General features: G+C 66.2%; 16 protein-coding genes and 7 tRNA genes. 16 read left to right on the top strand and 7 right to left on the bottom strand.

Features of this window, described 5'->3' with window-relative positions; genetic code table 11:
- Positions 1–6 precede the first annotated feature (6 nt).
- The 4 genes from WS64_RS09155 (at position 7) to WS64_RS09140 (ending at position 4,615) form a co-directional block, all read left to right on the top strand.
- On the top strand, positions 7–1,050 hold the full coding sequence (locus WS64_RS09155; RefSeq protein ID WP_060966291.1) for a microcin C ABC transporter permease YejB: 1,044 nt from the start codon (positions 7–9) through the stop codon (positions 1,048–1,050).
- Positions 1,051–1,098: 48 nt separating this feature from the next.
- Positions 1,099–2,196 (top strand): ABC transporter permease, encoded by a 1,098-nt coding sequence (locus WS64_RS09150; RefSeq protein ID WP_059573665.1) that lies wholly within the window; start codon positions 1,099–1,101, stop codon positions 2,194–2,196.
- Positions 2,193–3,815 carry an ABC transporter ATP-binding protein gene (locus WS64_RS09145; protein WP_060966290.1) on the top strand — a complete coding sequence of 541 codons (1,623 nt, stop codon included), beginning with the start codon at positions 2,193–2,195 and terminating at the stop codon, positions 3,813–3,815. Before WS64_RS09150 ends, WS64_RS09145 begins: the two co-directional genes overlap by 4 nt.
- Positions 3,816–3,943: 128 nt before the next feature.
- A complete protein-coding gene (locus WS64_RS09140; protein ID WP_060310060.1) occupies positions 3,944–4,615 on the top strand; it encodes a C40 family peptidase in 672 nt (223 codons plus the stop codon).
- A 154-nt stretch (positions 4,616–4,769) separates the two neighbouring features.
- Here WS64_RS09140 and WS64_RS09135 read toward each other — a convergent pair whose 3' ends face one another.
- The gene (locus tag WS64_RS09135) at positions 4,770–5,687 is read right to left on the bottom strand and encodes a patatin-like phospholipase family protein (protein ID WP_060310059.1); all 918 of its coding nucleotides are present in this window, start codon (positions 5,685–5,687) and stop codon (positions 4,770–4,772) included.
- A gap of 279 nt (positions 5,688–5,966) precedes the next feature.
- Here WS64_RS09135 and gltX point away from each other — a divergent pair, with 279 nt between their 5' ends.
- The 9 genes from gltX (at position 5,967) to WS64_RS09090 (ending at position 9,337) form a co-directional block, all read left to right on the top strand.
- Positions 5,967–7,376: a glutamate--tRNA ligase gene (gltX, locus tag WS64_RS09130; RefSeq protein WP_060966289.1), complete on the top strand. Its 1,410-nt coding sequence runs from the start codon at positions 5,967–5,969 to the stop codon at positions 7,374–7,376.
- Positions 7,377–7,503: 127 nt separating this feature from the next.
- Positions 7,504–7,579: transfer RNA gene (locus WS64_RS09125), tRNA-Ala, on the top strand.
- Positions 7,580–7,716: 137 nt separating this feature from the next.
- Positions 7,717–7,792, top strand: a tRNA-Glu gene (locus WS64_RS09120).
- 78 nt (positions 7,793–7,870) lie between these two features.
- A tRNA-Asp gene (locus tag WS64_RS09115) sits at positions 7,871–7,947 on the top strand.
- Positions 7,948–8,010: 63 nt separating this feature from the next.
- Positions 8,011–8,086 (top strand) — tRNA-Glu (locus WS64_RS09110).
- A 79-nt stretch (positions 8,087–8,165) separates the two neighbouring features.
- Positions 8,166–8,242, top strand: a tRNA-Asp gene (locus WS64_RS09105).
- Positions 8,243–8,307: 65 nt separating this feature from the next.
- A tRNA-Glu gene (locus WS64_RS09100) sits at positions 8,308–8,383 on the top strand.
- Positions 8,384–8,456: 73 nt separating this feature from the next.
- A tRNA-Asp gene (locus tag WS64_RS09095) sits at positions 8,457–8,533 on the top strand.
- 339 nt (positions 8,534–8,872) lie between these two features.
- Positions 8,873–9,337, top strand: a complete 465-nt coding sequence (locus tag WS64_RS09090) for a GNAT family N-acetyltransferase (protein WP_060966288.1) — start codon at positions 8,873–8,875, stop codon at positions 9,335–9,337.
- Positions 9,338–9,363: 26 nt separating this feature from the next.
- Here the strand turns inward: WS64_RS09090 and WS64_RS09085 are convergent, their stop codons facing one another.
- Positions 9,364–10,245, bottom strand: coding sequence for an AraC family transcriptional regulator (locus WS64_RS09085; protein ID WP_060966287.1), 882 nt, complete (start codon positions 10,243–10,245; stop codon positions 9,364–9,366).
- 266 nt (positions 10,246–10,511) lie between these two features.
- On the opposite strand from WS64_RS09085, the gene WS64_RS09080 reads away from it, so the two are divergent.
- Positions 10,512–10,928 (top strand): gamma-glutamylcyclotransferase family protein, encoded by a 417-nt coding sequence (locus tag WS64_RS09080; RefSeq protein WP_060966286.1) that lies wholly within the window; start codon positions 10,512–10,514, stop codon positions 10,926–10,928.
- Between the two features lie 130 nt (positions 10,929–11,058).
- Here the strand turns inward: WS64_RS09080 and aceB are convergent, their stop codons facing one another.
- Positions 11,059–12,651: a malate synthase A gene (aceB, locus tag WS64_RS09075; RefSeq protein ID WP_059573729.1), complete on the bottom strand. Its 1,593-nt coding sequence runs from the start codon at positions 12,649–12,651 to the stop codon at positions 11,059–11,061.
- A gap of 67 nt (positions 12,652–12,718) precedes the next feature.
- Positions 12,719–13,486 (bottom strand): haloacid dehalogenase type II, encoded by a 768-nt coding sequence (locus WS64_RS09070; RefSeq protein WP_060966285.1) that lies wholly within the window; start codon positions 13,484–13,486, stop codon positions 12,719–12,721.
- 157 nt (positions 13,487–13,643) lie between these two features.
- On the opposite strand from WS64_RS09070, the gene WS64_RS09065 reads away from it, so the two are divergent.
- Together WS64_RS09065 and WS64_RS09060 are read left to right on the top strand one after the other, a co-directional pair.
- Entirely contained in the window at positions 13,644–14,549 is a 906-nt protein-coding gene (locus WS64_RS09065; RefSeq protein ID WP_059573672.1) for a LysR family transcriptional regulator, read from the top strand.
- A gap of 159 nt (positions 14,550–14,708) precedes the next feature.
- A complete protein-coding gene (locus WS64_RS09060; protein WP_059645760.1) occupies positions 14,709–15,143 on the top strand; it encodes a universal stress protein in 435 nt (144 codons plus the stop codon).
- A 210-nt stretch (positions 15,144–15,353) separates the two neighbouring features.
- On the opposite strand, the gene aceA is transcribed toward WS64_RS09060, so the two are convergent.
- The 3 genes from aceA to WS64_RS09045 form a co-directional block, all read right to left on the bottom strand.
- Positions 15,354–16,661, bottom strand: a complete 1,308-nt coding sequence (gene aceA, locus WS64_RS09055; protein WP_059645325.1) for an isocitrate lyase — start codon at positions 16,659–16,661, stop codon at positions 15,354–15,356.
- A 388-nt stretch (positions 16,662–17,049) separates the two neighbouring features.
- Positions 17,050–18,594 (bottom strand): DEAD/DEAH box helicase, encoded by a 1,545-nt coding sequence (locus tag WS64_RS09050; protein ID WP_059645329.1) that lies wholly within the window; start codon positions 18,592–18,594, stop codon positions 17,050–17,052.
- Between the two features lie 357 nt (positions 18,595–18,951).
- Positions 18,952–19,221 (bottom strand): acyl-CoA-binding protein, encoded by a 270-nt coding sequence (locus tag WS64_RS09045; RefSeq protein WP_060966284.1) that lies wholly within the window; start codon positions 19,219–19,221, stop codon positions 18,952–18,954.
- Positions 19,222–19,305: the final 84 nt, after the last annotated feature.

The following is a 19,305-nucleotide window of genomic DNA, read 5'->3' as shown; positions in this document are numbered from 1 at the left end:
CGCCCTATGTGGAGCTACATCCTCAAACGCCTGCTGCTGATGATCCCGACGCTCGTCGGCGTGCTGACGCTCACGTTCGCGGTGATCCAGTTCGTGCCGGGCGGCCCGGTCGAGCAGGCCGTGCAGGAGTTGCGCAAGGGCGCGACGGAGCAGGGCGCGACGCCGTTCGGGATGCGTGCGCACACCGGCGTCGACGCGCAGCAACTCGCGCAACTGAAGGCGCTGTACGGCTTCGACAAGCCGCCGCTCGAACGCTACTGGCTGATGCTGAAGCGCTTCGCGCGCTTCGATCTCGGCGACAGCTACTTCCGCCACCAGAGCGTGTGGGCGCTGGTCGTGCAGAAGCTGCCCGTGTCGATCAGCATCGGGTTGTGGACGTTCTTCCTCACGTACCTGATCTCGGTGCCGCTCGGCATCGCGAAGGCCGTGCGCAACGGTTCGCCGTTCGACGTCGCGACAAGCCTCGTCGTGCTCGTCGGGTACGCGATTCCGGGCTTCGTGCTCGGCGTGCTGCTGCTCGTGCTGTTCGGCGGCGGCTCGTTCTGGCAGCTCTTTCCGCTGCGCGGCCTCACGTCGGACAACTTCGCGCAGCTGTCGCTCGTCGGCAAGGTGCTCGACTACCTGTGGCACATCGCGCTGCCGATCACCGCGTCGGTCGTCGGCAGTTTCGCGGTCGTCACGATGCTCACGAAGAACGCGTTCCTCGACCAGATCCGCCGGCAATACGTGCTGACCGCGCGCGCGAAGGGGCTCTCCGAGCGCAGCGTGCTGTGGAAGCACGTGTTCCGCAACGCGATGCTGCCGCTGATCGTCGGCTTCCCGGCCGCGTTCATCGGCGCGTTCTTCACCGGCAGCCTGCTGATCGAGACGCTGTTCTCGCTGGACGGCCTCGGGCTGCTGTCTTACGAATCGGTCGTGCGGCGCGATTACCCGGTCGTACTCGGCACGCTGTACCTATTCACGCTGATCGGGCTCGCGACCAAGCTGATCTCCGATCTTTGCTATGTGTGGGTCGATCCGCGCATTCAATTCGACAACCTGGAGCGCTGACATGAAACGAGCCGTTCGCATGCCCGGCGTCATCGGGCGAGGCGCGCGATGAACCGGGCCGTCGCATCCCCCCGCATCGACGCCGCGCGCGCGCGCGTGTCGCCGTCGCCCGCGCGCCGCGTGTGGCAGCGCTTCAGGCAGCAGCGCCTCGGCTACTGGAGCTTCGTGATCTTCGTCGTGGCCTTTGCCGCGAGCCTTGCGGCGCCGCTGTGGTCGAACGACAAGCCGCTCGTCGTGCGCTACGACGGCCAGACCTATTTCCCGATGTTCCATGCGTACCCGGAGACGACCTTCGGCGGCGATTTCCCGACGCCGGCCGACTATCTCGATCCGTACGTGCGCAAGCGGCTCGAGGCGCCCGGCAACTTCGTCGTCTATCCGCCGAACCGCTATTACTACGACACGCTGAACTACTTCTCGAACGTGCCGAATCCGGCGCCGCCGTCGCGCGAGAACTGGCTCGGCACCGATGCGCAGGGCCGCGACCTGCTCGCGCGGCTCGTGTACGGGTTCCGCGTGTCGGTCGAGTTCGGGCTGATCCTGACCGCGATCGGCACGCTGCTCGGGATCGCCGCGGGCGCGGTGCAGGGCTTCTTCGGCGGGCGCATCGACATCGTCGGGCAGCGGCTGATCGAGATCTGGAGCTCGCTGCCGGAGCTGTACCTGCTGATCATCTTCGCGTCGATCTTCGAGCCGAGCTTCCTGCTGCTGATCGTGCTGCTGTCGCTGTTCGGCTGGATCGGGCTCGCCGACTACGTGCGCGCGGAATTCCTGCGCAACCGCACGCAGGACTACGTGCGCGCGGCCCGCGCGATGGGGCTGACGAACTGGCAGATCATCTGGCGCCACGTGCTGCCGAACAGTCTGACGCCGGTGATCACGTTCCTGCCGTTCCGGATGAGCGGCTCGATCCTCGCGCTCACCAGCCTCGATTTCCTCGGCCTCGGCGTACCGCCGCCGACGCCGAGCCTGGGCGAGTTGCTCGCGCAGGGCAAGGGCAATCTCGATGCGTGGTGGATCTCGCTGTCGACGTTCGGCGTGCTGGTCGCGACGCTGCTGCTGCTGACCTTCATGGGCGATGCGTTGCGCAACGCGCTCGACACGCGGATCGCCGATTCGGTGCGCGCCGCGGGAGGGCAGCGATGAGCGAGTCGACCGTATCGACGCAACACGAGCCGCTGCTGTCGCTCGAGCGTCTGCACGTCCGTTTCGGCGACACGGTCGCGGTGGACGACGTGACGCTCGCGATCGGGCGCGGCGAGCGCGTCGCGCTCGTCGGCGAGTCGGGGTCCGGCAAGAGCGTGACCGCGCTGTCGATCCTGCGGTTGCTGCGCGACGCCGAGGTCACGGGCGCGATCCGCTTCGCGGGGCAGGATCTGGCGGCCAGGAGCGAGCGCGAGATGCGCGGGCTGCGCGGCTCGGACATCGCGATGATCTTCCAGGAGCCGATGACGGCGCTCAATCCGCTGTATACGATCGGCGTGCAGATCGGCGAGACGATCGTGCTGCACGACGGCGTATCGGCCGTGGAGGCGCGCAAGCGGGCGATCGCGCTGCTCGCGCGCACCGGCATCGCGGAGCCGGACAAGCGCGTCGACAGCTACCCGCACCAGTTGTCGGGCGGCCAGCGGCAGCGCGCGATGATCGCGATGGCGCTCGCGTGCCGGCCGCGCCTGCTGCTCGCCGACGAGCCGACCACCGCGCTCGACGTGACGATCCGCGCGCAGATCGTCGATCTGCTGCTGGAACTGCAGCGCGAGGAAGCGGAAAAGCGCGGGATGGCGATCCTGCTGATCACGCATGACCTGAATCTCGTGCGGCACTTCGCGCAGCGCGTCGCGGTGATGGAGCACGGCCGGCTGGTCGAGAGCGGGCCCGTCGAGCGGATCTTCGCGGCGCCCGAGCATCCGTATACGCAGCGGCTGCTGAACAGCCGGCCGCAGCGCGCGGTCACGCCGGTGATGCCGATCGCGCCCGTCGTGCTCGACGCGCGTCACGTGAGCGTGCAGTTCGCGCGCAAGCGGCCGGGCTTCGCGGGCTGGTTCGGCACGGTGCCGGTGACGGCCGTGGCCGACGTGTCGGTGTCGGTGCGGCAGGGCGAAACGCTCGGGATCGTCGGCGAATCGGGATCGGGGAAGTCGACGCTCGCGATGGCGCTGCTCGGGCTGCAGAAGACGGCCGGCGGCGAGATCGAATTCCAGGGGCGCGCGCTGTCGACCTATCGCGGCCGCGAGCAGACCGCGCTGCGCTCGAACATGCAGGTGGTCTTTCAGGATCCGTTCAGTTCGCTTTCGCCGCGTCACACGATCGAGCGGATCGTCGGCGAGGGGCTCGAGCTGCACCGCCCGGACATGACGCCCGATGCGCGCCGCGCGAAATCGCTCGCGGTGCTGCGCGAAGTCGGCCTCGACCGTACGGTGCTGCACCGTTATCCGCACGAATTCTCGGGCGGCCAGCGCCAGCGGATCGCGATCGCGCGGGCGCTGGTGCTGGAGCCGCGCATCCTGATCCTCGACGAGCCGACCTCGGCGCTCGACGTGTCGATCCAGCAGCAGGTGCTGAAGCTGCTCGCGAATTTGCAACAGAAATACAACCTCGGCTACGTCTTCATCAGCCACGACCTGGAGGTGATCGGCGCGATGGCGCACCGCGTCGCGGTGATGCAGGACGGCGCCGTCGTCGAGTCGGGGGAGGTGGCCGACGTCTTCGCGAGACCGTCACATCCTTACACACAAAAGCTGTTGAAAGCGGTCTGGAAAGCGTGATAGGCGTCCAATGGTCTGACCATCTCGATTGTATTTTTTAATTTGTTTTGACAAACGATTACGCGCTGGCTAGTATCGACCGAAATTTTCCGCCAATCAGCTGATTTTTAAGCACATTCCATCGACCAATGCAGCATCGATCCCTGACCCAGGCATGCGCGCGCACCATCGCCGGGCTATTCATCGGCGCCCTGTTCGCAGCAGCTCCCGGCGCGTTCGCCGACGAAGTCAGCAGTTTTAACCAGAATGTCACCAATTCGACTCAAATCGGGTCGGGTTCCTCCCTCCAGCAGACCAGCGCGCAGCCGTCCGGCGGCGCGAAGTCGTTCCTTGCCGGCATGGCGGGCAAGGCGGGCGACGTGGTGGTCGGCGCGCTGAACATGATCGGCGTGCGGTATCGCTGGGGCGGCAACTCGCCGGATTCGGGCCTCGACTGCAGCGGTTTCGTGCGCTACGTGTTCCAGGACACGCTCGGCATGTCGCTGCCGCGTCGCGCGGAAGAGATGAGCCGTGTCGGCGAGAAGGTGAGCATGAGCAACCTGAAGCCGGGCGATCTCGTGTTCTTCAACACGATGCGCCGCACGTTCTCGCACGTCGGCATCTACATCGGCGACAACAAGTTCGTGCATTCGCCGTCGACGGGCAGCACCGTCCGCGTCGACGATCTCGACAGCGGCTACTGGGAAAAGCGTTTCACCGGCGCGCGCCGGATCGAATCGGAATTCCCGATGAAGCCCGAAGACCTGCGTCAGCGCGTGCGCGCGACGCTCGGCGACGATTCGGCGAACGGCAGCAACTGACGTTGGCCGGTCGGTCAGGCCGGACAATAAAAAACCCTGTCGCCGGAAGGCGGCAGGGTTTTTTGTTTTGAGGCCGGCGCGGACGACGGACGAGGCGGAAATCGTTCCGTCGGCCACCGGCAGGCGCGCTTGCCGCGGCCTCCCGCCCACCGTGTTATGCGGCGGCAGTCACGCCACGCGCCGCCGCGAGCTTGCGCTGCAGTTCCGGCATGATGCGCGCGACTGCTTCCTCGCCCGCGAGGATCGCCGCGTTGCGCTGGTTGAAGTCGCTGCCGCCCATCGCCGCGAGGTTCGGGCGAATCACGACGTCCGCGTACTTGTCGAGTTCGTAGGTCTTGATCGTCTGGCCCATGATCGTGAAGGTCTGCAGCAGCATCTCGATCGGGTTGTTGGTTGCCGCGCCGTCGGGCCGGGCCGAGATGTCGACCGCGATCACGAAGCTCGCGCCCATCTTGCGCGCGAACGATGCGGGCACCGGGCTCACGAGGCCGCCGTCCACATATTCGCGGCTGCCGATCTTCACCGGCTCGAACACCGACGGCACGCTGCACGACGCGCGCACCGCGAGCCCCGTGTTGCCTTGCTGGAACAGGATCGGCTGGCCGCTTTGCAGGTCCGTCGCGACGATGCCGAGCGGCTTCGCCATCTTCTCGATCGGCCGGTTGTTGAGCGTCTTGTTCAGGAAATTCTGCAGCGCCACGCCTTGCAGCAGGCCGCGCGAGCGGAACGGCAACGCCCAGTCGCTGATCGACGCCTGGTCCATGTCGAGGGCGATCTTGTTGATCTGCAGCGCGTTCATGCCCGACGCGTAGAGCGCGCCGACCACCGAGCCCGCGCTCGTCCCGGCGACGATCTCGATCGGGATGCCGCGCGCCTCGAGCGCCTTCAGCACGCCGATGTGCGAGAAGCCGCGCGCGGCGCCGCCGCCGAGCGCGATGCCGATCTTCACCGGCTTCTCCTGCGGCAATGCCGTGCCGGGGCGGGACTTGTCGCCGAAGGACGTACAGGCGGCGAGGCTGGCGGACGCGCACGCGATCGTGAAGTGGCGGCGCGACAGGCGAGGGGACGACATCGAATGGTTCTCCGGCGGCTTGGCGCGGCGGGTCATGCGGCCCGCGGCTGCGATGGTTTCCGAGGCCGCGCGGCGGGTTCCGTGCGGCCGGCGCCGCGCCGGCTGGCGGCCGCGGCGCGCACATCATAAAGCAAGCGGCGCGCTTGGCGCGATGTCCGGCGCGAGTATAATTCCGGCTTCTTTCCCGTTCCGGGCGTCGCCGGCTCCGTTGCTGTCCAGGCTGCCGCCACCGTCCCGCGTCGAATCATTCATGCGCCCCAGGCGTTCGAGTTACCGTTTATGACCCGTCCTGTCCGTACCCGCTTCGCGCCGAGTCCCACCGGCTTCATCCACCTCGGCAACATCCGCTCCGCACTCTATCCGTGGGCGTTCGCCCGCAAGATGAAAGGCACGTTCGTGCTGCGCATCGAGGATACCGACGTCGAGCGCTCGTCGCAGGAAGCGGTCGATGCGATCCTCGAAGGGATGCAATGGCTCGGGCTGGATTTCGACGAAGGTCCGATCTACCAGATGCAGCGGATGGACCGCTATCGCGAAGTGCTCGCGCAGATGCTCGAGAAGGGCCTCGCGTATCCGTGCTACATGTCGGCCGAGGAACTCGACGCGCTGCGCGAACGCCAGCGCGAGGCCGGCCTGAAGCCGCGCTACGACGGTACGTGGCGTCCGGAGCCCGGCAAGGTGCTGCCGGAGCCGCCGGCCGGCGTGAAGCCGGTGCTGCGCTTTCGCAATCCGTTGACTGGTACGGTCGTGTGGGACGACGCGGTGAAGGGGCGTGTCGAGATCTCGAACGAGGAACTCGACGACCTCGTGATCGCGCGCCCGGACGGCACGCCGATCTACAACTTCTGCGTGGTGGTGGACGACATGGACATGGGCATCACGCACGTGATCCGTGGCGACGACCACGTGAACAACACGCCGCGCCAGCTCAACATCCTGAAGGCGCTCGGCGGCGAGCCGCCCGTCTATGCGCACCTGCCGACCGTGCTGAACGAGCAGGGCGAGAAGATGAGCAAGCGGCATGGCGCGATGAGCGTGATGGCGTACCGCGATGCGGGCTTCCTGCCTGAAGCCGTGGTCAACTATCTCGCGCGTCTCGGCTGGTCGCACGGCGATGCGGAAATCTTCTCGCGCGAGCAGTTCGTCGAATGGTTCGATCTCGAGCATCTCGGCAAGTCGCCCGCGCAGTACGACCACAGCAAGCTGAGCTGGCTGAACGCGCACTACATCAAGGAAGCGGACAACGCACGCCTTGCGGAACTCGCGAAGCCGTTCCTCGACGCGCTCGGCATCGACGACGCGGCGATCGCGACGGGCCCGGCGCTCGATGCGGTGGTCGGCCTGATGAAGGACCGTGCGACGACGGTCAAGGAGATCGCGGAAGGCGCGGCGATGTTCTATCGTGTGCCGGCGCCCGACGCGGACGCGCTCGCGCAGCACGTGACCGATGCGGTACGGCCGGCGCTGGCCGATCTCGTCGCCGCGCTGAAGGCGGCCGAGTGGACGAAGGAGGCGGTGTCCGCCGCGCTGAAGGCGACGCTCGCCGCGCACAAGCTGAAGATGCCGCAGCTCGCGATGCCGGTGCGTCTGCTGGTGGCGGGCACGACGCATACGCCGTCGATCGACGCGGTGCTCGTGCTGTTCGGGCGCGACGTCGTGGTGTCGCGCATCGAGGCCGCGCTGGCCTGAGTTCGTGCGTCATTGAAGCTGTCTGCGCGTGAGCGCGCGGCAGCTTCGCAAAAAATTTCGCACGAATCGCAAAAAGGGTATTTACAAGATCAAAGTAGGTCCATATAATCTCATTTCTGTTCTGCAAGGGGGTATAGCTCAGCTGGGAGAGCGCTTGCATGGCATGCAAGAGGTCAGCGGTTCGATCCCGCTTACCTCCACCATCAGAACAAACCGAATTGATTGGCGAAGCAGCGGTAGTAATAAATGCTTCACAAAATGATTCAAAGCAGTTAGAATTTCGGCCTTCGCTGTTGACTGGAAGTAAATAGCGAAAGTCAGACAAATCTGAAAAGATTTTGTCCCCTTCGTCTAGAGGCCTAGGACATCACCCTTTCACGGTGAGTACAGGGGTTCGAATCCCCTAGGGGACGCCAGATTCAGCGGCGTTTCATGGAAGTGTCGCGAGGCTTGCGGGAACGTAACCGACGTCCCGCAGGTTGGGTAAGAAAGCTGGAGCGGTAGTTCAGTCGGTTAGAATACCGGCCTGTCACGCCGGGGGTCGCGGGTTCGAGTCCCGTCCGCTCCGCCAGAACGAAGCCCGTTCAAGACGTTTTTGAGCGGGCTTTTGTATTAAAGATGTAAGCAGTATGTTGTCCCCTTCGTCTAGAGGCCTAGGACATCACCCTTTCACGGTGAGTACAGGGGTTCGAATCCCCTAGGGGACGCCAGATTCAGCGGCGTTTCATGGAAGTGTCGCAGCGCCTGCAGGAACGTGACGAGATCCTGGAGGCGGTGGTGCAGAAAGCTGGAGCGGTAGTTCAGTTGGTTAGAATACCGGCCTGTCACGCCGGGGGTCGCGGGTTCGAGCCCCGTCCGCTCCGCCAGAACGAAGCCCGTTCAAAAGCGTTTTTTGAACGGGCTTTCTCGTTAAGGATGTAAGCAGTACGTTGTCCCCTTCGTCTAGAGGCCTAGGACATCACCCTTTCACGGTGAGTACAGGGGTTCGAATCCCCTAGGGGACGCCAGATTTCGGCGTCGTTCGAACAAACGACGCGCCGGCAGGAGGTAACCGACGCCTGCCAGGCAAGCAGCAAGACTGGAGCGGTAGTTCAGTCGGTTAGAATACCGGCCTGTCACGCCGGGGGTCGCGGGTTCGAGTCCCGTCCGCTCCGCCAAACAAATAACAATGCCCGCCTCGTGCGGGCATTGTTATTTGTGCGTTGTGGTTTTGCGCCCGCTGGCGGGCGCGTGACTGCGGAGTGGAGGAAGCCGCCTGCGCGGCTTCCGGCGGGACTCGAAGGGTTGCGCGTGCACGCGCAGCCGCGGCCTGCAGGATGTGGGCGAGTCCCGTCCGCTCCGCCAAAAAATGAAGAAGCCCGCCTCGTGCGGGCATTGTTGTTTGTGCGTTGTGGTCCCGCATGCTGCATCGAGCACCGCGCCCCTACGAGAAATTCGCGATTGCATCCGTACGCGACTGCGCTATCGTGGCGGGATGCGTTTCCGACTCCTGCGCGATGCTCGATCCGACCGACCTGCGACTCCTGTATCAGCTCCGGCCCGCGGAGCCCGATGATTTTCCGTATGCCGAAGCGTTGACGCACGGCAACATGGGCGGCTACTACAAGCGTCATGGGCTCGTATGGCGCAGCGACCTGTTCTATGCGAGCTGGCGCGAATCCGAAAACTTCATCCTCGAGGCCGACGGCGAGCGCATCGGCGTGCTGCGCGTGACCGAGGAGGGCGATTCGCTGCATATTCGCGACGTGCAGATCGCGGCCGGCCATCGCGGGCAGGGCGCCGGCACCTACATGCTCGAGATGTCGCATCGCTGGGCACGTGCGCGCGGGCTGCACGAATTGCAGTTGCGCGTGTTCGTCGACAACCCTGCCGCGCGTTTGTACCTGCGCATGGGCTACCAGGAGACCGGGCCGCGGCTCGCGCAACTCGGCTCGATCCGCCACATGGTGCGGCCGGTCTGACGGCCCGGCGCGCCGGCGCGCGAGGGTCAGCGCGCCGTGTCGATCGCGCCGTCGTCGTCCCGCGCGTCGTCGTCCGCGACGCGGCCTTCCGGGCCTCGATGTTCGTAGCCGCGCAGCATGAACGCGCGCGGGCTTTCGCCGAATGCCCGGCGGAACATGGCCGAGAACGCGCTCTGGCTCTGGTAGCCGAGTTCGCGCGCGATATGCGACAGCGGGCGCCCCTGGTTCAGCAGCGGGATCGCCCGCGCGAGCAGCGCCTGCTGACGCCACTGCGAAAAGCTCACACCGAGTTCCTGCTTGAAGAGCCGCGAGATCGTGCGCGTGCTCGCGCCGACCTCGCTCGCCCAGTGTTCGAGCGACTCCGCATGCGCGGGGTGCGCGAGTACCGATTCGCACAGAAGACGCAACCGTTTCTCGTCGGGCATCGGCACCGCGAGCGGCAACGGTTCGGCATGACTCAGTTCGTCGAGCACGAGCCCGCACAGCAGGTGCTCGCGCGCGGTGCTCAGCTCGCGCGCGTCGAGTGCGACGATCAGTTCGCGCAGCAGCCCCGTCACCTCGACGACGCGGCACGCATCGAGGCCGCCCGGCACGATCGATTCGTCGATGTACAGCGTGCGCAAATAGGCCTCTTCGACGATCGTGACTTCGTGCGTCACGTGCGGCGGCACCCAGATCGCGCGGGACGGCGGCACCATCCAGGTCGTGCCGGTCGTCGCCACGCGCAGCACGCCGCGCGATGCGTATGCGAGTTGCGCCCACGCATGCGTGTGCAGCGGAATGCGGTGGCCGGCATCGACCTGCCGTGCGCGCACGCGCATCGGATGAACGGCGGTCGGTGCGAATTCCGGCGGGATGTCGATGACGTCGTACGGGTTCGATACGTCGGCTGGAGCGGGCGGATTCATGAACGGTTCGGGCGGCGCGGCGGCGTTGCCGTCATTTTAGAAGGTGCAGCGCGTGCGCGTGCGGCGGTTTGTCGGGTCATCATGCCGGGTTCAAATGAATTTTGTGTGGGCATCGGCGAATCCGGAGCGGCGCCGCGGCCGCGCGTGCCGACCGTTCGAACCATCGGGCCGGTATCGCGGTCTATCGATGCGTGCGCCAGGTCGCGCCCATCGCGGACCGATCGCACGCAAACACGGCAACACACGAATTGAAGAGGAGAACCACGATGCGCCACGTATTCGTCTATGGCACCTTGAGAGCCGGACAGGCCAACGACATCGGCCATGCGGCCGCCCGCCACGGCATCGCCGCGCCGACGCTGCTGGGGGCGGCCGCGCTGCCGGGTGAACTGTACGATTTCGGCACGTATCCGGGCATGATTGCCGGGACGGCCGGCAAGTCGCTGGTGTGGGGCGACGTCTACGAGGTCGACGAGCGGCTCGTCCCGGTGCTCGACGAGATCGAGCGCGTCTATCCGGGCGTCGACTCGCTGTTCAAGCCGCAGCAGGTAACGGTCGAGCTCGGCGGCCGGCAGTATGCCTGCCTGTATTATCCGGTCGCCGCGCACGCGGCAGCCGGGCGCCCGCGCATCGCGTCGGGCGACTGGGTCCAGCACCGGCGCGAGCAGGAAGCCGCCGCCTGAGCGTGCCTGCCGGCGGCGGCTGGCATCGCTGCAAAAAGCAAGCGCCCCGTGGGGCGCTTCCTTCATGCCGTCCTCGCATGCGGCCGGCGGTGCGGCGTGGGGCCGGCCGCCGATCGCAACGGACGTGCCGTCAGATTTCCTCGTACAGCGGCAGCGTCAGGAATTCGGTGAAGCCTTCCGACGTCGACATCTGCTCGAAGATCGCCGCGGCGCGTTCGTACGGCTGCGTGTTGCCGCCGACCGCGCGCTTCACGTTGTCGAGCTCGATCTTCGCGAATTCGCGCACGAGCTCGGCCGTGACCTTGCGGCCGTCGTCGAGCACACCCTTCGGCGAGCGGATCCATTGCCACACCTGCGAGCGGGAAATCTCGGCCGTCGCCGCGTCTTCCATCAGGTTGTGGATCGGCACGCAGCCGTTGCCGTCGAGCCACGCGCCGAGGTAGTGGATCCCGACGTTGATGTTGTTGCGCAGGCCGGCTTCGGTGATCGGCGCTTCCGGCTGGAAGTCGAGCAGGTTCTTCGCTTCGACCTGCACGTCGTCGCGCTGCTTCGCGATCTGGTTCGGCTTGTCGCCGAGCACCTTGACGAATTCCTCCATCGCGATCGGCACGAGGCCCGGGTGCGCGACCCAGCCGCCGTCGTAGCCGTCGGTCGCGTCGCGCTGCTTGTCCGAGCGCACGCCGCCCATCGCCTTGTCGTTCGCTTCCGGATCGTTCTTGATCGGAATCAGCGCGCTCATCCCGCCGATCGCCGGCGCGTTGCGCTTGTGGCAGGTCTTCAGCAGCAGCAGCGCGTATGCACGCATGAACGGCACCGTCATCGTGATCTTCGAACGGTCGGCCAGGCAGAAGTCGCGGTCGTTCTTGAACTTCTTGATCGCCGAGAAGATGTAGTCCCAGCGGCCGGCGTTCAGGCCCGAGCTGTGCTCGCGCAGCTCGTACAGGATCTCGTCCATCTCGAACGCGGCGAGGATCGTCTCGATCAGCACCGTCGCGCGGATCGTGCCGCGCGGCACGCCGACCGCTTCCTGCGCGGCGACGAAGATGTCGTTCCACAGGCGCGCCTCGAGATGGCTTTCCATCTTCGGCAGGTAGAAGTACGGGCCCGAGCCGCGCGCGAGCAGTTCCTTCGCGTTGTGGAACAGGAACAGCGCGAAATCGAAGATGCCGCCGGACACGCGCTGGCCGTCGACCGTCACGTGCTTCTCGTCGAGGTGCCAGCCGCGCGGGCGCACGATCAGCGTCGCGACCTTGTCGTTCAGCTTGTACGACTTGCCGTTCTGTTCGAGCGAGATCGTGCGGCGCACCGCGTCCTTCAGGTTGATCTGGCCGTCGATCTGGTTCGTCCAGCTCGGCGCGTTCGAATCCTCGAAGTCCGTCATGTACGAATCGGCGCCCGAGTTCAGCGCGTTGATGATCATCTTGCGCTCGACGGGGCCCGTGATCTCGACGCGGCGGCATTGCAGGTCGGCCGGCAGCGGCGCGACCTTCCAGTCGCCTTCGCGGATCGCCTTCGTCTCGGCGAGGAAATCAGGGCGTTCGCCCGCGTCGAGGCGCTTCGTGCGCTCGACGCGGGCCTGCAACAGCGCCTGGCGACGCGATTCGAACGTGCGGTGCAGCGCCGCGACGAGTGCCAGCGCGTCGGGCGTCAGGATCGCTTCGTAACCCGGCTTGATTTCGCCGGTGATCGTCATGCCTTGCGGCAGCGTGATCGGGGTGCTCATGAGTCTCATCTCCTTGGTCGGTCAGTTGCGGTTTCGGTGAAGGGGGAAGGCGGCAGCGCTGCGAGCGTCATGCACCCGGGCCGGGGCGCGTGCGGTTCGCGGGTCTGCCGGACGGAGCCGGGGCGGGTGTGGCGAGGAAGGCGAGCAGGTCGGCCATGCCGGTGCCGGTGCCGTCGGGCGGCGCGCCGAGTTCCTCGGCGGGCGCACCCGTGCGGTTGAGCCAGAACGTCGTGTAGCCGAACCAGGTCGCGCCGGCGACGTCCCACGCGTTCGACGACACGAACACGATGTCGCGCGGGTTCGCTGCGAACGCGGCGGTGCCGAGCGCATAGGCGGCCGGACTCGGCTTGTACGCGCGCACGGTGTCGGCCGACAGCACGCGATCGAACAGGCCGGACATGCCCGCGCTCTTGATCGCGATGTCGAGCATCTGCGGGGTGCCGTTCGACAGGATCGCGAGCGGCGGGCGCGGGTCGAGCGCGCGCAGCTTGCGCAGCGCGGGCACCGTGTCGGGATAGGTGGACAGGCACGCGTATTCGTCCATCAGCCGCTTCTCGGCCGCGCCGTTCAGCGCGAGCCCGAGCCGGCGCGCGGCGAACCGCAGCGCATCGAGCGTGATGTCCCGGAACGGGCGGTAGTGCGCGCCGGCCGGATCGGCGAGCGTGCGCAGCTGCGAGTATTCGATCTGCTTGCGTCGCCACAGCTGCGACAACCGTTCCCCGTGTCCGGGGAACATCTGCTCTGCCGCGGCCAGCACGGCACGCACGTCGAACAACGTGCCGAATGCGTCGAAGAGAATGGCGTCGGGAGAGGAGAGTGTCGTTGTGGCCGACATAGCCTTGCGCTCCAGTTTCAGAGGTCGGGTCGATTGTATTCGTGATAGAAGGTGCTAAAAAATACGCGAAACATCACTTGATCTTTTACTTTCATATACCTAATCTGAGCGGCTCAAGCTATTTGAAGGGCGGCGATGCCGTCCTCTCGCGAGCGTCATGGACCGGTTCAAACAGATCGAAACGTTCGCCGCGGTCGCGGCAAAAGGCAGCCTGTCGGCGGCCGCGCATGCGGAAGGAGTCGCGCCGGCGATCATCGGCCGCCGCCTCGACGCGCTCGAGGAGCGGCTCGGCGTCAAGCTCCTGGTGCGCACGACACGCAAGCTCACGCTGACGTTCGAGGGTTCGGCGTTCCTCGAGGATTGCCAGCGCATCATCAACGACATGCAGAACGCGGAAGCGAGCGTGTCCGCCGGCGGCGTGAAGGCCAGCGGCCACCTGCGCATTTCCGCGCCGGCCGGCTTCGGCCGCCGGCACGTCGCGCCGCTCGTGCCCGAATTCAGCGTCGGGCACCCGGACGTGTCGGTCACGCTCGACCTGTCCGACCGGATGGTCGATCTCGTCAACGAAGGATTCGATTGCGCGGTGCGGCTCGGCGAGCTGCCCGACTCGTCGCTGGTATCGCTGAAGCTCGGCGAGAATCGCCGCGTGTGCGTCGCGTCTCCCGCATATCTCGAGCGGCGCGGCATGCCGGTCACGCTCGCGGAACTGGCGCGGCACAACTGCCTCGCGCTCGCGGCGAACGCGAACCAGCAGCGCGGCTGGACGTTCCAGGAGGACGGCAAGGTCGTGTCGATCCGCGTGAACGGCACGATGGAATGCTCGGACGGCGCGGTGCTGCACGAGTGGTGCCTCGCAGGCCATGGCCTGGCGTGGCGCTCGTGGTGGGAAGTCGGCGAGGACATCGCGGCCGGCCGGCTCGTCAGCGTGCTCGATGCATTCGCCGCGCCGCCGATCGGCATCCATGCGGTGTTTCCGCAGCGCCGGCATCTGCCGTTGCGCGTGCGCCTGTTTCTCGATTACCTGAAGCATACGTACGAGCGCCCCGGCTATTGGGGCGGGTAGGCGACGCGCGCCCGCGTGTTTCCGATATGAGGGCGAACCCGCTGGCGGCGCGGCGTGCGCGGTTTCGCGCACTACAATCGTAAGAGGCATGCGCGCCGTGTCGCGGCCGGCTCGGCCGGCGCCGCGGCGCGTGGCGTGCAATCGACGAAGGAGGGCGCGATGTTCCGGCACATCCTCGTTCCAACCGACGGTTCCGAACTGTCGCAAAAGGCGATCGACGGTGCGATCGACCTGGCTCGCGCGGTCGGCGCGCGCGTGACGGCCTACGCGTGCCTGCCGCAATACCCGTACTCGCCGTTTTCCGAAGTGATCATCGAGCCGCCCGCGGATTTCCGCGCGCGCAGCGAGCGCGAGGCGCGTGCGCATCTCGAAGAGGTGGAAGCGGCCGCGAAGGCGGCCGGGGTCGCGTGCGACACCTGGACGAGCGTGCATCCGTCGCCGTATCTCGGCATCATCGAGGCGGCCGAACGCGGCGGGTGCGACGTGATCTTCATGGCGTCCCACGGACGCCGCGGGCTCGGCAGCCTGCTGATCGGCAGCGAGACGCAGCGCGTGCTGACCCATACGAAAATTCCGGTGATCGTCTATCGGTAGGGCAGCGCCGGCCGTGGCCGGGCGGCTGCACCGCAGAAAAAGGGCGCGCCGGACCAAGCCGGCGCGCATCGTTGCTGGCGGCCCGCAGGCCGCGCGGCCGGTCGCGCGATGGGACTCGCGCGCCTGCCGTCTCCTCCCTGATTGTTGTTCCCGTGGCCGACGCCGCGGCGTCGTGAGACGCGGCGGGCATCGGCGTAGCGCCTGCGCGCGTTATGCGACCTTCTTGCCGTCGAAGAACTGTTCGTCCTCGGTCGACCCGTGCAGCGCGGTCGTCGACGCTTCCCGTTCGACCGTCTGCGTGACCGCGTCGAAGTAGCCCGTACCGACCTCGCGCTGATGCTTGACGGCCGTGAAGCCCTTGTCGGCGGCCGCGAACTCGGCCTGCTGCAGCTCGACGAACGCGCTCATCTGCGTGCGGGCATAGCCGTGCGCGAGGTTGAACATCGAGTAGTTCAGTGCATGGAAGCCGGCCAGCGTGATGAACTGGAACTTGTAGCCCATCGCGCCGAGTTCCTTCTGGAACTTCGCGATCGTCGCGTCGTCGAGGTTCTTCTTCCAGTTGAACGACGGCGAGCAGTTGTACGACAGCAGCTTGCCCGGGAACTGCTTGTGGATCGCTTCCGCGAACTTCTTCGCGTACTCGAGATCCGGCTTGCCCGTTTCGCACCAGATCAGGTCCGCGTACGGCGCGTACGCGAGGCCGCGCGAGACCGCCTGCTCGAGGCCTGGCTTCGTGCGGAAGAAGCCTTCCACCGTGCGCTCGCCCGTCAGGAACGGCTTGTCGTTGTCGTCGACGTCGGACGTGATGAGGTCGGCCGCTTCCGCGTCGGTGCGCGCGATCAGCACGGTCGGCGTGCCCATCACGTCGGCCGCGAGACGCGCGGCCGACAGCTTCGCGACGGCTTCGCGCGTCGGCACGAGCACCTTGCCGCCCATGTGGCCGCACTTCTTCACCGACGCGAGCTGGTCCTCGAAGTGAACGCCCGAAGCGCCTGCCTCGATCATCGCCTTCATCAGCTCGAACGCGTTGAGCACGCCGCCGAAACCGGCTTCCGCATCGGCGACGATCGGCGCGAAGAAGTCGACGTAGCCTTCGTCGCCCGGGTTCTTGCCTTCCGACCACTGGATCTGGTCGGCGCGCGTCAGCGTGTTGTTGATGCGCTTCACGACGAGCGGCACCGAGTTCGCCGGATACAGCGACTGGTCCGGGTACATTTCGCCCGCGACGTTGGCGTCGCCGGCCACTTGCCAGCCGGACAGGTAGATGGCCTTCAGGCCGGCCTTCACCTGCTGCATGGCTTGGTTGCCGGTCAGCGCGCCGAGTGCGTTGACGAACGGCTCGTTGTTGACGAGGCTCCACAGTTTTTCCGCACCGCGCTTGGCCAGCGTGTGCTCGATGGGGACCGAGCCGCGCAGGCGGACCACGTCCTCAGCCAAGTAGCTGCGCTTGATGCCCTTCCAGCGCGGATCGGTTTCCCATTGCTGTTGCAGTTCCTGTGCCTGTTGCTGACGCGACATGATGAGCTCCTTGATGCGATGTATGCCTGCCGAATCTGACGGTGATGCTGTTCGCGAAGCGGGGAAGCAGTGTGTTTCGTTTCGCGAGGTCTTGTATAAGAGTCTAGGCAAATCGACGGGAGTGAAACAGGGGCCGGTTTGTGACGCGCGTAATTTTTTAACTGTTTTGAATCAATGGCTTGTGCGTGTAATTTCGAGATAAGAAATGCATTTTCCTATCCTGCAATCGCGTGGGTTGTGCCGTGCAGCATGATTTTTTACGACACAAAAATTTTTTCCGTATTGTGAAATATGCGGAAGGGCGAAAAAAAACCGGCGCGGATGCGCCGGTCGGCTGGGATGGGCGGGTTGCCGATCCACTGGGCGGCCGACGGCCGCCCGTATGTGTTTACGATGCCGAATTGCTGCGGCGCGGGCCGCCGCTGCGCTGGCCGTCGCGACGCGGGCCGCCGTCGCGGCTGCCGCCCGGCTTGCCGCTCCAGCCGCCGCCATTGCCGCCGCCGTAGCTGCGGCCGTTGCCGCTGCCGCCATAACCGCCGCCCGGCTTGCCGCCGAAACGACGACCGCCGTTACCGCCGCCCGGACGGCCGCGGCCGCCGGTGCCGCCGTTACGCGGGGGCGCCTTGCGCGGCTCGAAGCCTTCGATCACGTTGACCGGCAGCGGCGAGCGCACGAAGCGCTCGATGCGCTTGAGCGCGCCTTGCTCGGCGTGATGCACGAGGCTCACCGCGATACCCGAACGGCCTGCGCGGCCGGTACGGCCGATACGGTGCACGTAGTCTTCCGCGAACTTCGGCAGGTCGTAGTTGAACACGTGCGTGATGCCCGGGATGTCGATGCCGCGTGCCGCGACGTCGGTGGCCACCAGCACGCGCACGCGGCGCTCGCGCAGCGCACGGATCGTGCGGTTGCGCGCGCCCTGCGGCAGGTCGCCGTGCAGCGCGGCCGATTCGAAGCCTGCGTCGGCGAGACGGCCGGCGAGCTGGTCGGCGTCGATCTTGGTCGCCGTGAAGATGATCGCCTGGTCGAGCGCGTCGTCGCGCAGCAGGTGATCGAGCAGGCGATCCTTGTGATCGCGGTCGTCGACGTAGTGGACGGTCTGCGCGATGTTCGCGCGCGATTCGAGGCGCTGCTGGATCTCGATGCGTTCCGGATCCTTCAGCAGGCGGCTCGTCAGCGAACCGATCTTGCCGTCGAGCGTGGCCGAGAACAGCATCGTCTGGCGCGATTCCGGCGTGGCGGCGACGATCGTTTCGATGTCTTCGATGAAGCCCATGTCGAGCATGCGGTCGGCTTCGTCGAGCACCAGCATCTTCAGTTCCGACAGGTCGATGCGGCCGCGCTCGAGGTGGTCGAGCAGGCGGCCCGGCGTGGCAACCAGGATTTCCGGGTTCTTCGCGAGCAGCATCAGCTGCTGGCCATAGGCGACGCCGCCGAGGATGCTGACCGTGCGCAGGCGCTTCAGGTGCTTGCCGTACGTCGACGCGGCCGTCGTGACCTGCATCGCGAGTTCGCGGGTCGGCGTCAGCACGAGCAGGCCCGGGCGCGCGACGGGTTGCGGGCGGCGCGCGCGGCGATCGCCCTGGTTCGGTTCACGCGGCGTGCGCGGTTGCTGCGCCTGCGTCTTCTGGAGCTGCGCGAAACGTTCGATCGCGGGCAGCATGAATGCGGCCGTCTTGCCCGAACCGGTCGGGCTCGACACCAGCAGGTCGCGGCCGGCGATGCCGGCCGGAATCGCGCGCTGCTGGACCGGCGTCGGCTTTACGTAGCCGGCGGCCTGCAGCGCGGAGACGATCTCCGGCGACAGCCCGAGCGACGCGAAGCTCGGCTCGTCCGACGCCGGTTCGACCGCGGCCGGTGCGGCGGCGGCGTCGAGACCGAGCGCCTGGTCGGCGATCGCGTTGAGCGGGCTGGTGTTGATGCTCGAAGTCATAACAATCCTTGAAACACAGTGGGTGAAACGTCGGCGCCAATCGCGCATACCCAAGTCGTCGGATTCAGCGAGCAAATCGGGAAACGGGTGCAATCCGCCGAACCGTCGGCGGATGAGGCATTAGAAGCTGTTTTGGGTGCGGCGCGCTTCAGGAGCGGGGCCGCCAGCCTAGTTGACGACCGCAAGGGTCGAAGCAGGAGGGGACAGGTTCTAAACCGGATTGGAGCTTAACGCTACGAGGCGTCGGGCCGGAACGGCTTGCGAGCCGAGCGCGGGAGATGACGCAGGCAGCATTATAAAGAAATTTGCTGCGCTGCGCCACTGATTTGATTGCCTATTGCGATGACGGCGATTCGGTCAGGACGCCGTGCCGTTTTTCAGCGATTCGACGAGTTCGACGTACTGTTGCTTCGCCGCATCCCGCGACGTGCCCTTCAGGGCTTCCCAGGCATCGTACTTGTATTTGCCGACGATGTCGGTGAAGCCGGGCTTGTCGCCGTGCGCATCGCCGTCGGTCGCCTGCTTGAAGAGCGCATACAGGCGCAGCAGGGTCAGGTTGCCCGGCCGTTCGGTCAGTTGCTTGACGTCGATCTGGGCCTGGTCGAATTGCGCGGTGAGGTCGCTCATCGGGTGTCTCCGTAAGGGTTTCAGGTCGGCCGATCTTAACAAGCGGACCGCCGCGCGGGGTCGAGCGATCCTTCCAAACCGCGG

Origin of the sequence: Burkholderia anthina, from assembly GCF_001547525.1 — a bacterium.
Lineage (GTDB): Bacteria > Pseudomonadota > Gammaproteobacteria > Burkholderiales > Burkholderiaceae > Burkholderia > Burkholderia semiarida.
Note: the sequence above shows the minus strand (reverse complement) of the source record. Positions and strands in the feature narration are given on the sequence as shown.

Coding starts and splice junctions, on each gene's coding strand:
- WS64_RS09155 (WP_060966291.1), top strand. CDS start 7: ATGTGGAGCTACATCCTCAAACGCCTGCTGCTGATGATCCCGACGCTC.
- WS64_RS09150 (WP_059573665.1), top strand. CDS start 1,099: ATGAACCGGGCCGTCGCATCCCCCCGCATCGACGCCGCGCGCGCGCGC.
- WS64_RS09145 (WP_060966290.1), top strand. CDS start 2,193: ATGAGCGAGTCGACCGTATCGACGCAACACGAGCCGCTGCTGTCGCTC.
- WS64_RS09140 (WP_060310060.1), top strand. CDS start 3,944: ATGCAGCATCGATCCCTGACCCAGGCATGCGCGCGCACCATCGCCGGG.
- WS64_RS09135 (WP_060310059.1), bottom strand. CDS start 5,687: ATGTCGTCCCCTCGCCTGTCGCGCCGCCACTTCACGATCGCGTGCGCG.
- gltX (WP_060966289.1), top strand. CDS start 5,967: ATGACCCGTCCTGTCCGTACCCGCTTCGCGCCGAGTCCCACCGGCTTC.
- WS64_RS09090 (WP_060966288.1), top strand. CDS start 8,873: ATGCTCGATCCGACCGACCTGCGACTCCTGTATCAGCTCCGGCCCGCG.
- WS64_RS09085 (WP_060966287.1), bottom strand. CDS start 10,245: ATGAATCCGCCCGCTCCAGCCGACGTATCGAACCCGTACGACGTCATC.
- WS64_RS09080 (WP_060966286.1), top strand. CDS start 10,512: ATGCGCCACGTATTCGTCTATGGCACCTTGAGAGCCGGACAGGCCAAC.
- aceB (WP_059573729.1), bottom strand. CDS start 12,651: ATGAGCACCCCGATCACGCTGCCGCAAGGCATGACGATCACCGGCGAA.
- WS64_RS09070 (WP_060966285.1), bottom strand. CDS start 13,486: ATGTCGGCCACAACGACACTCTCCTCTCCCGACGCCATTCTCTTCGAC.
- WS64_RS09065 (WP_059573672.1), top strand. CDS start 13,644: ATGGACCGGTTCAAACAGATCGAAACGTTCGCCGCGGTCGCGGCAAAA.
- WS64_RS09060 (WP_059645760.1), top strand. CDS start 14,709: ATGTTCCGGCACATCCTCGTTCCAACCGACGGTTCCGAACTGTCGCAA.
- aceA (WP_059645325.1), bottom strand. CDS start 16,661: ATGTCGCGTCAGCAACAGGCACAGGAACTGCAACAGCAATGGGAAACC.
- WS64_RS09050 (WP_059645329.1), bottom strand. CDS start 18,594: ATGACTTCGAGCATCAACACCAGCCCGCTCAACGCGATCGCCGACCAG.
- WS64_RS09045 (WP_060966284.1), bottom strand. CDS start 19,221: ATGAGCGACCTCACCGCGCAATTCGACCAGGCCCAGATCGACGTCAAG.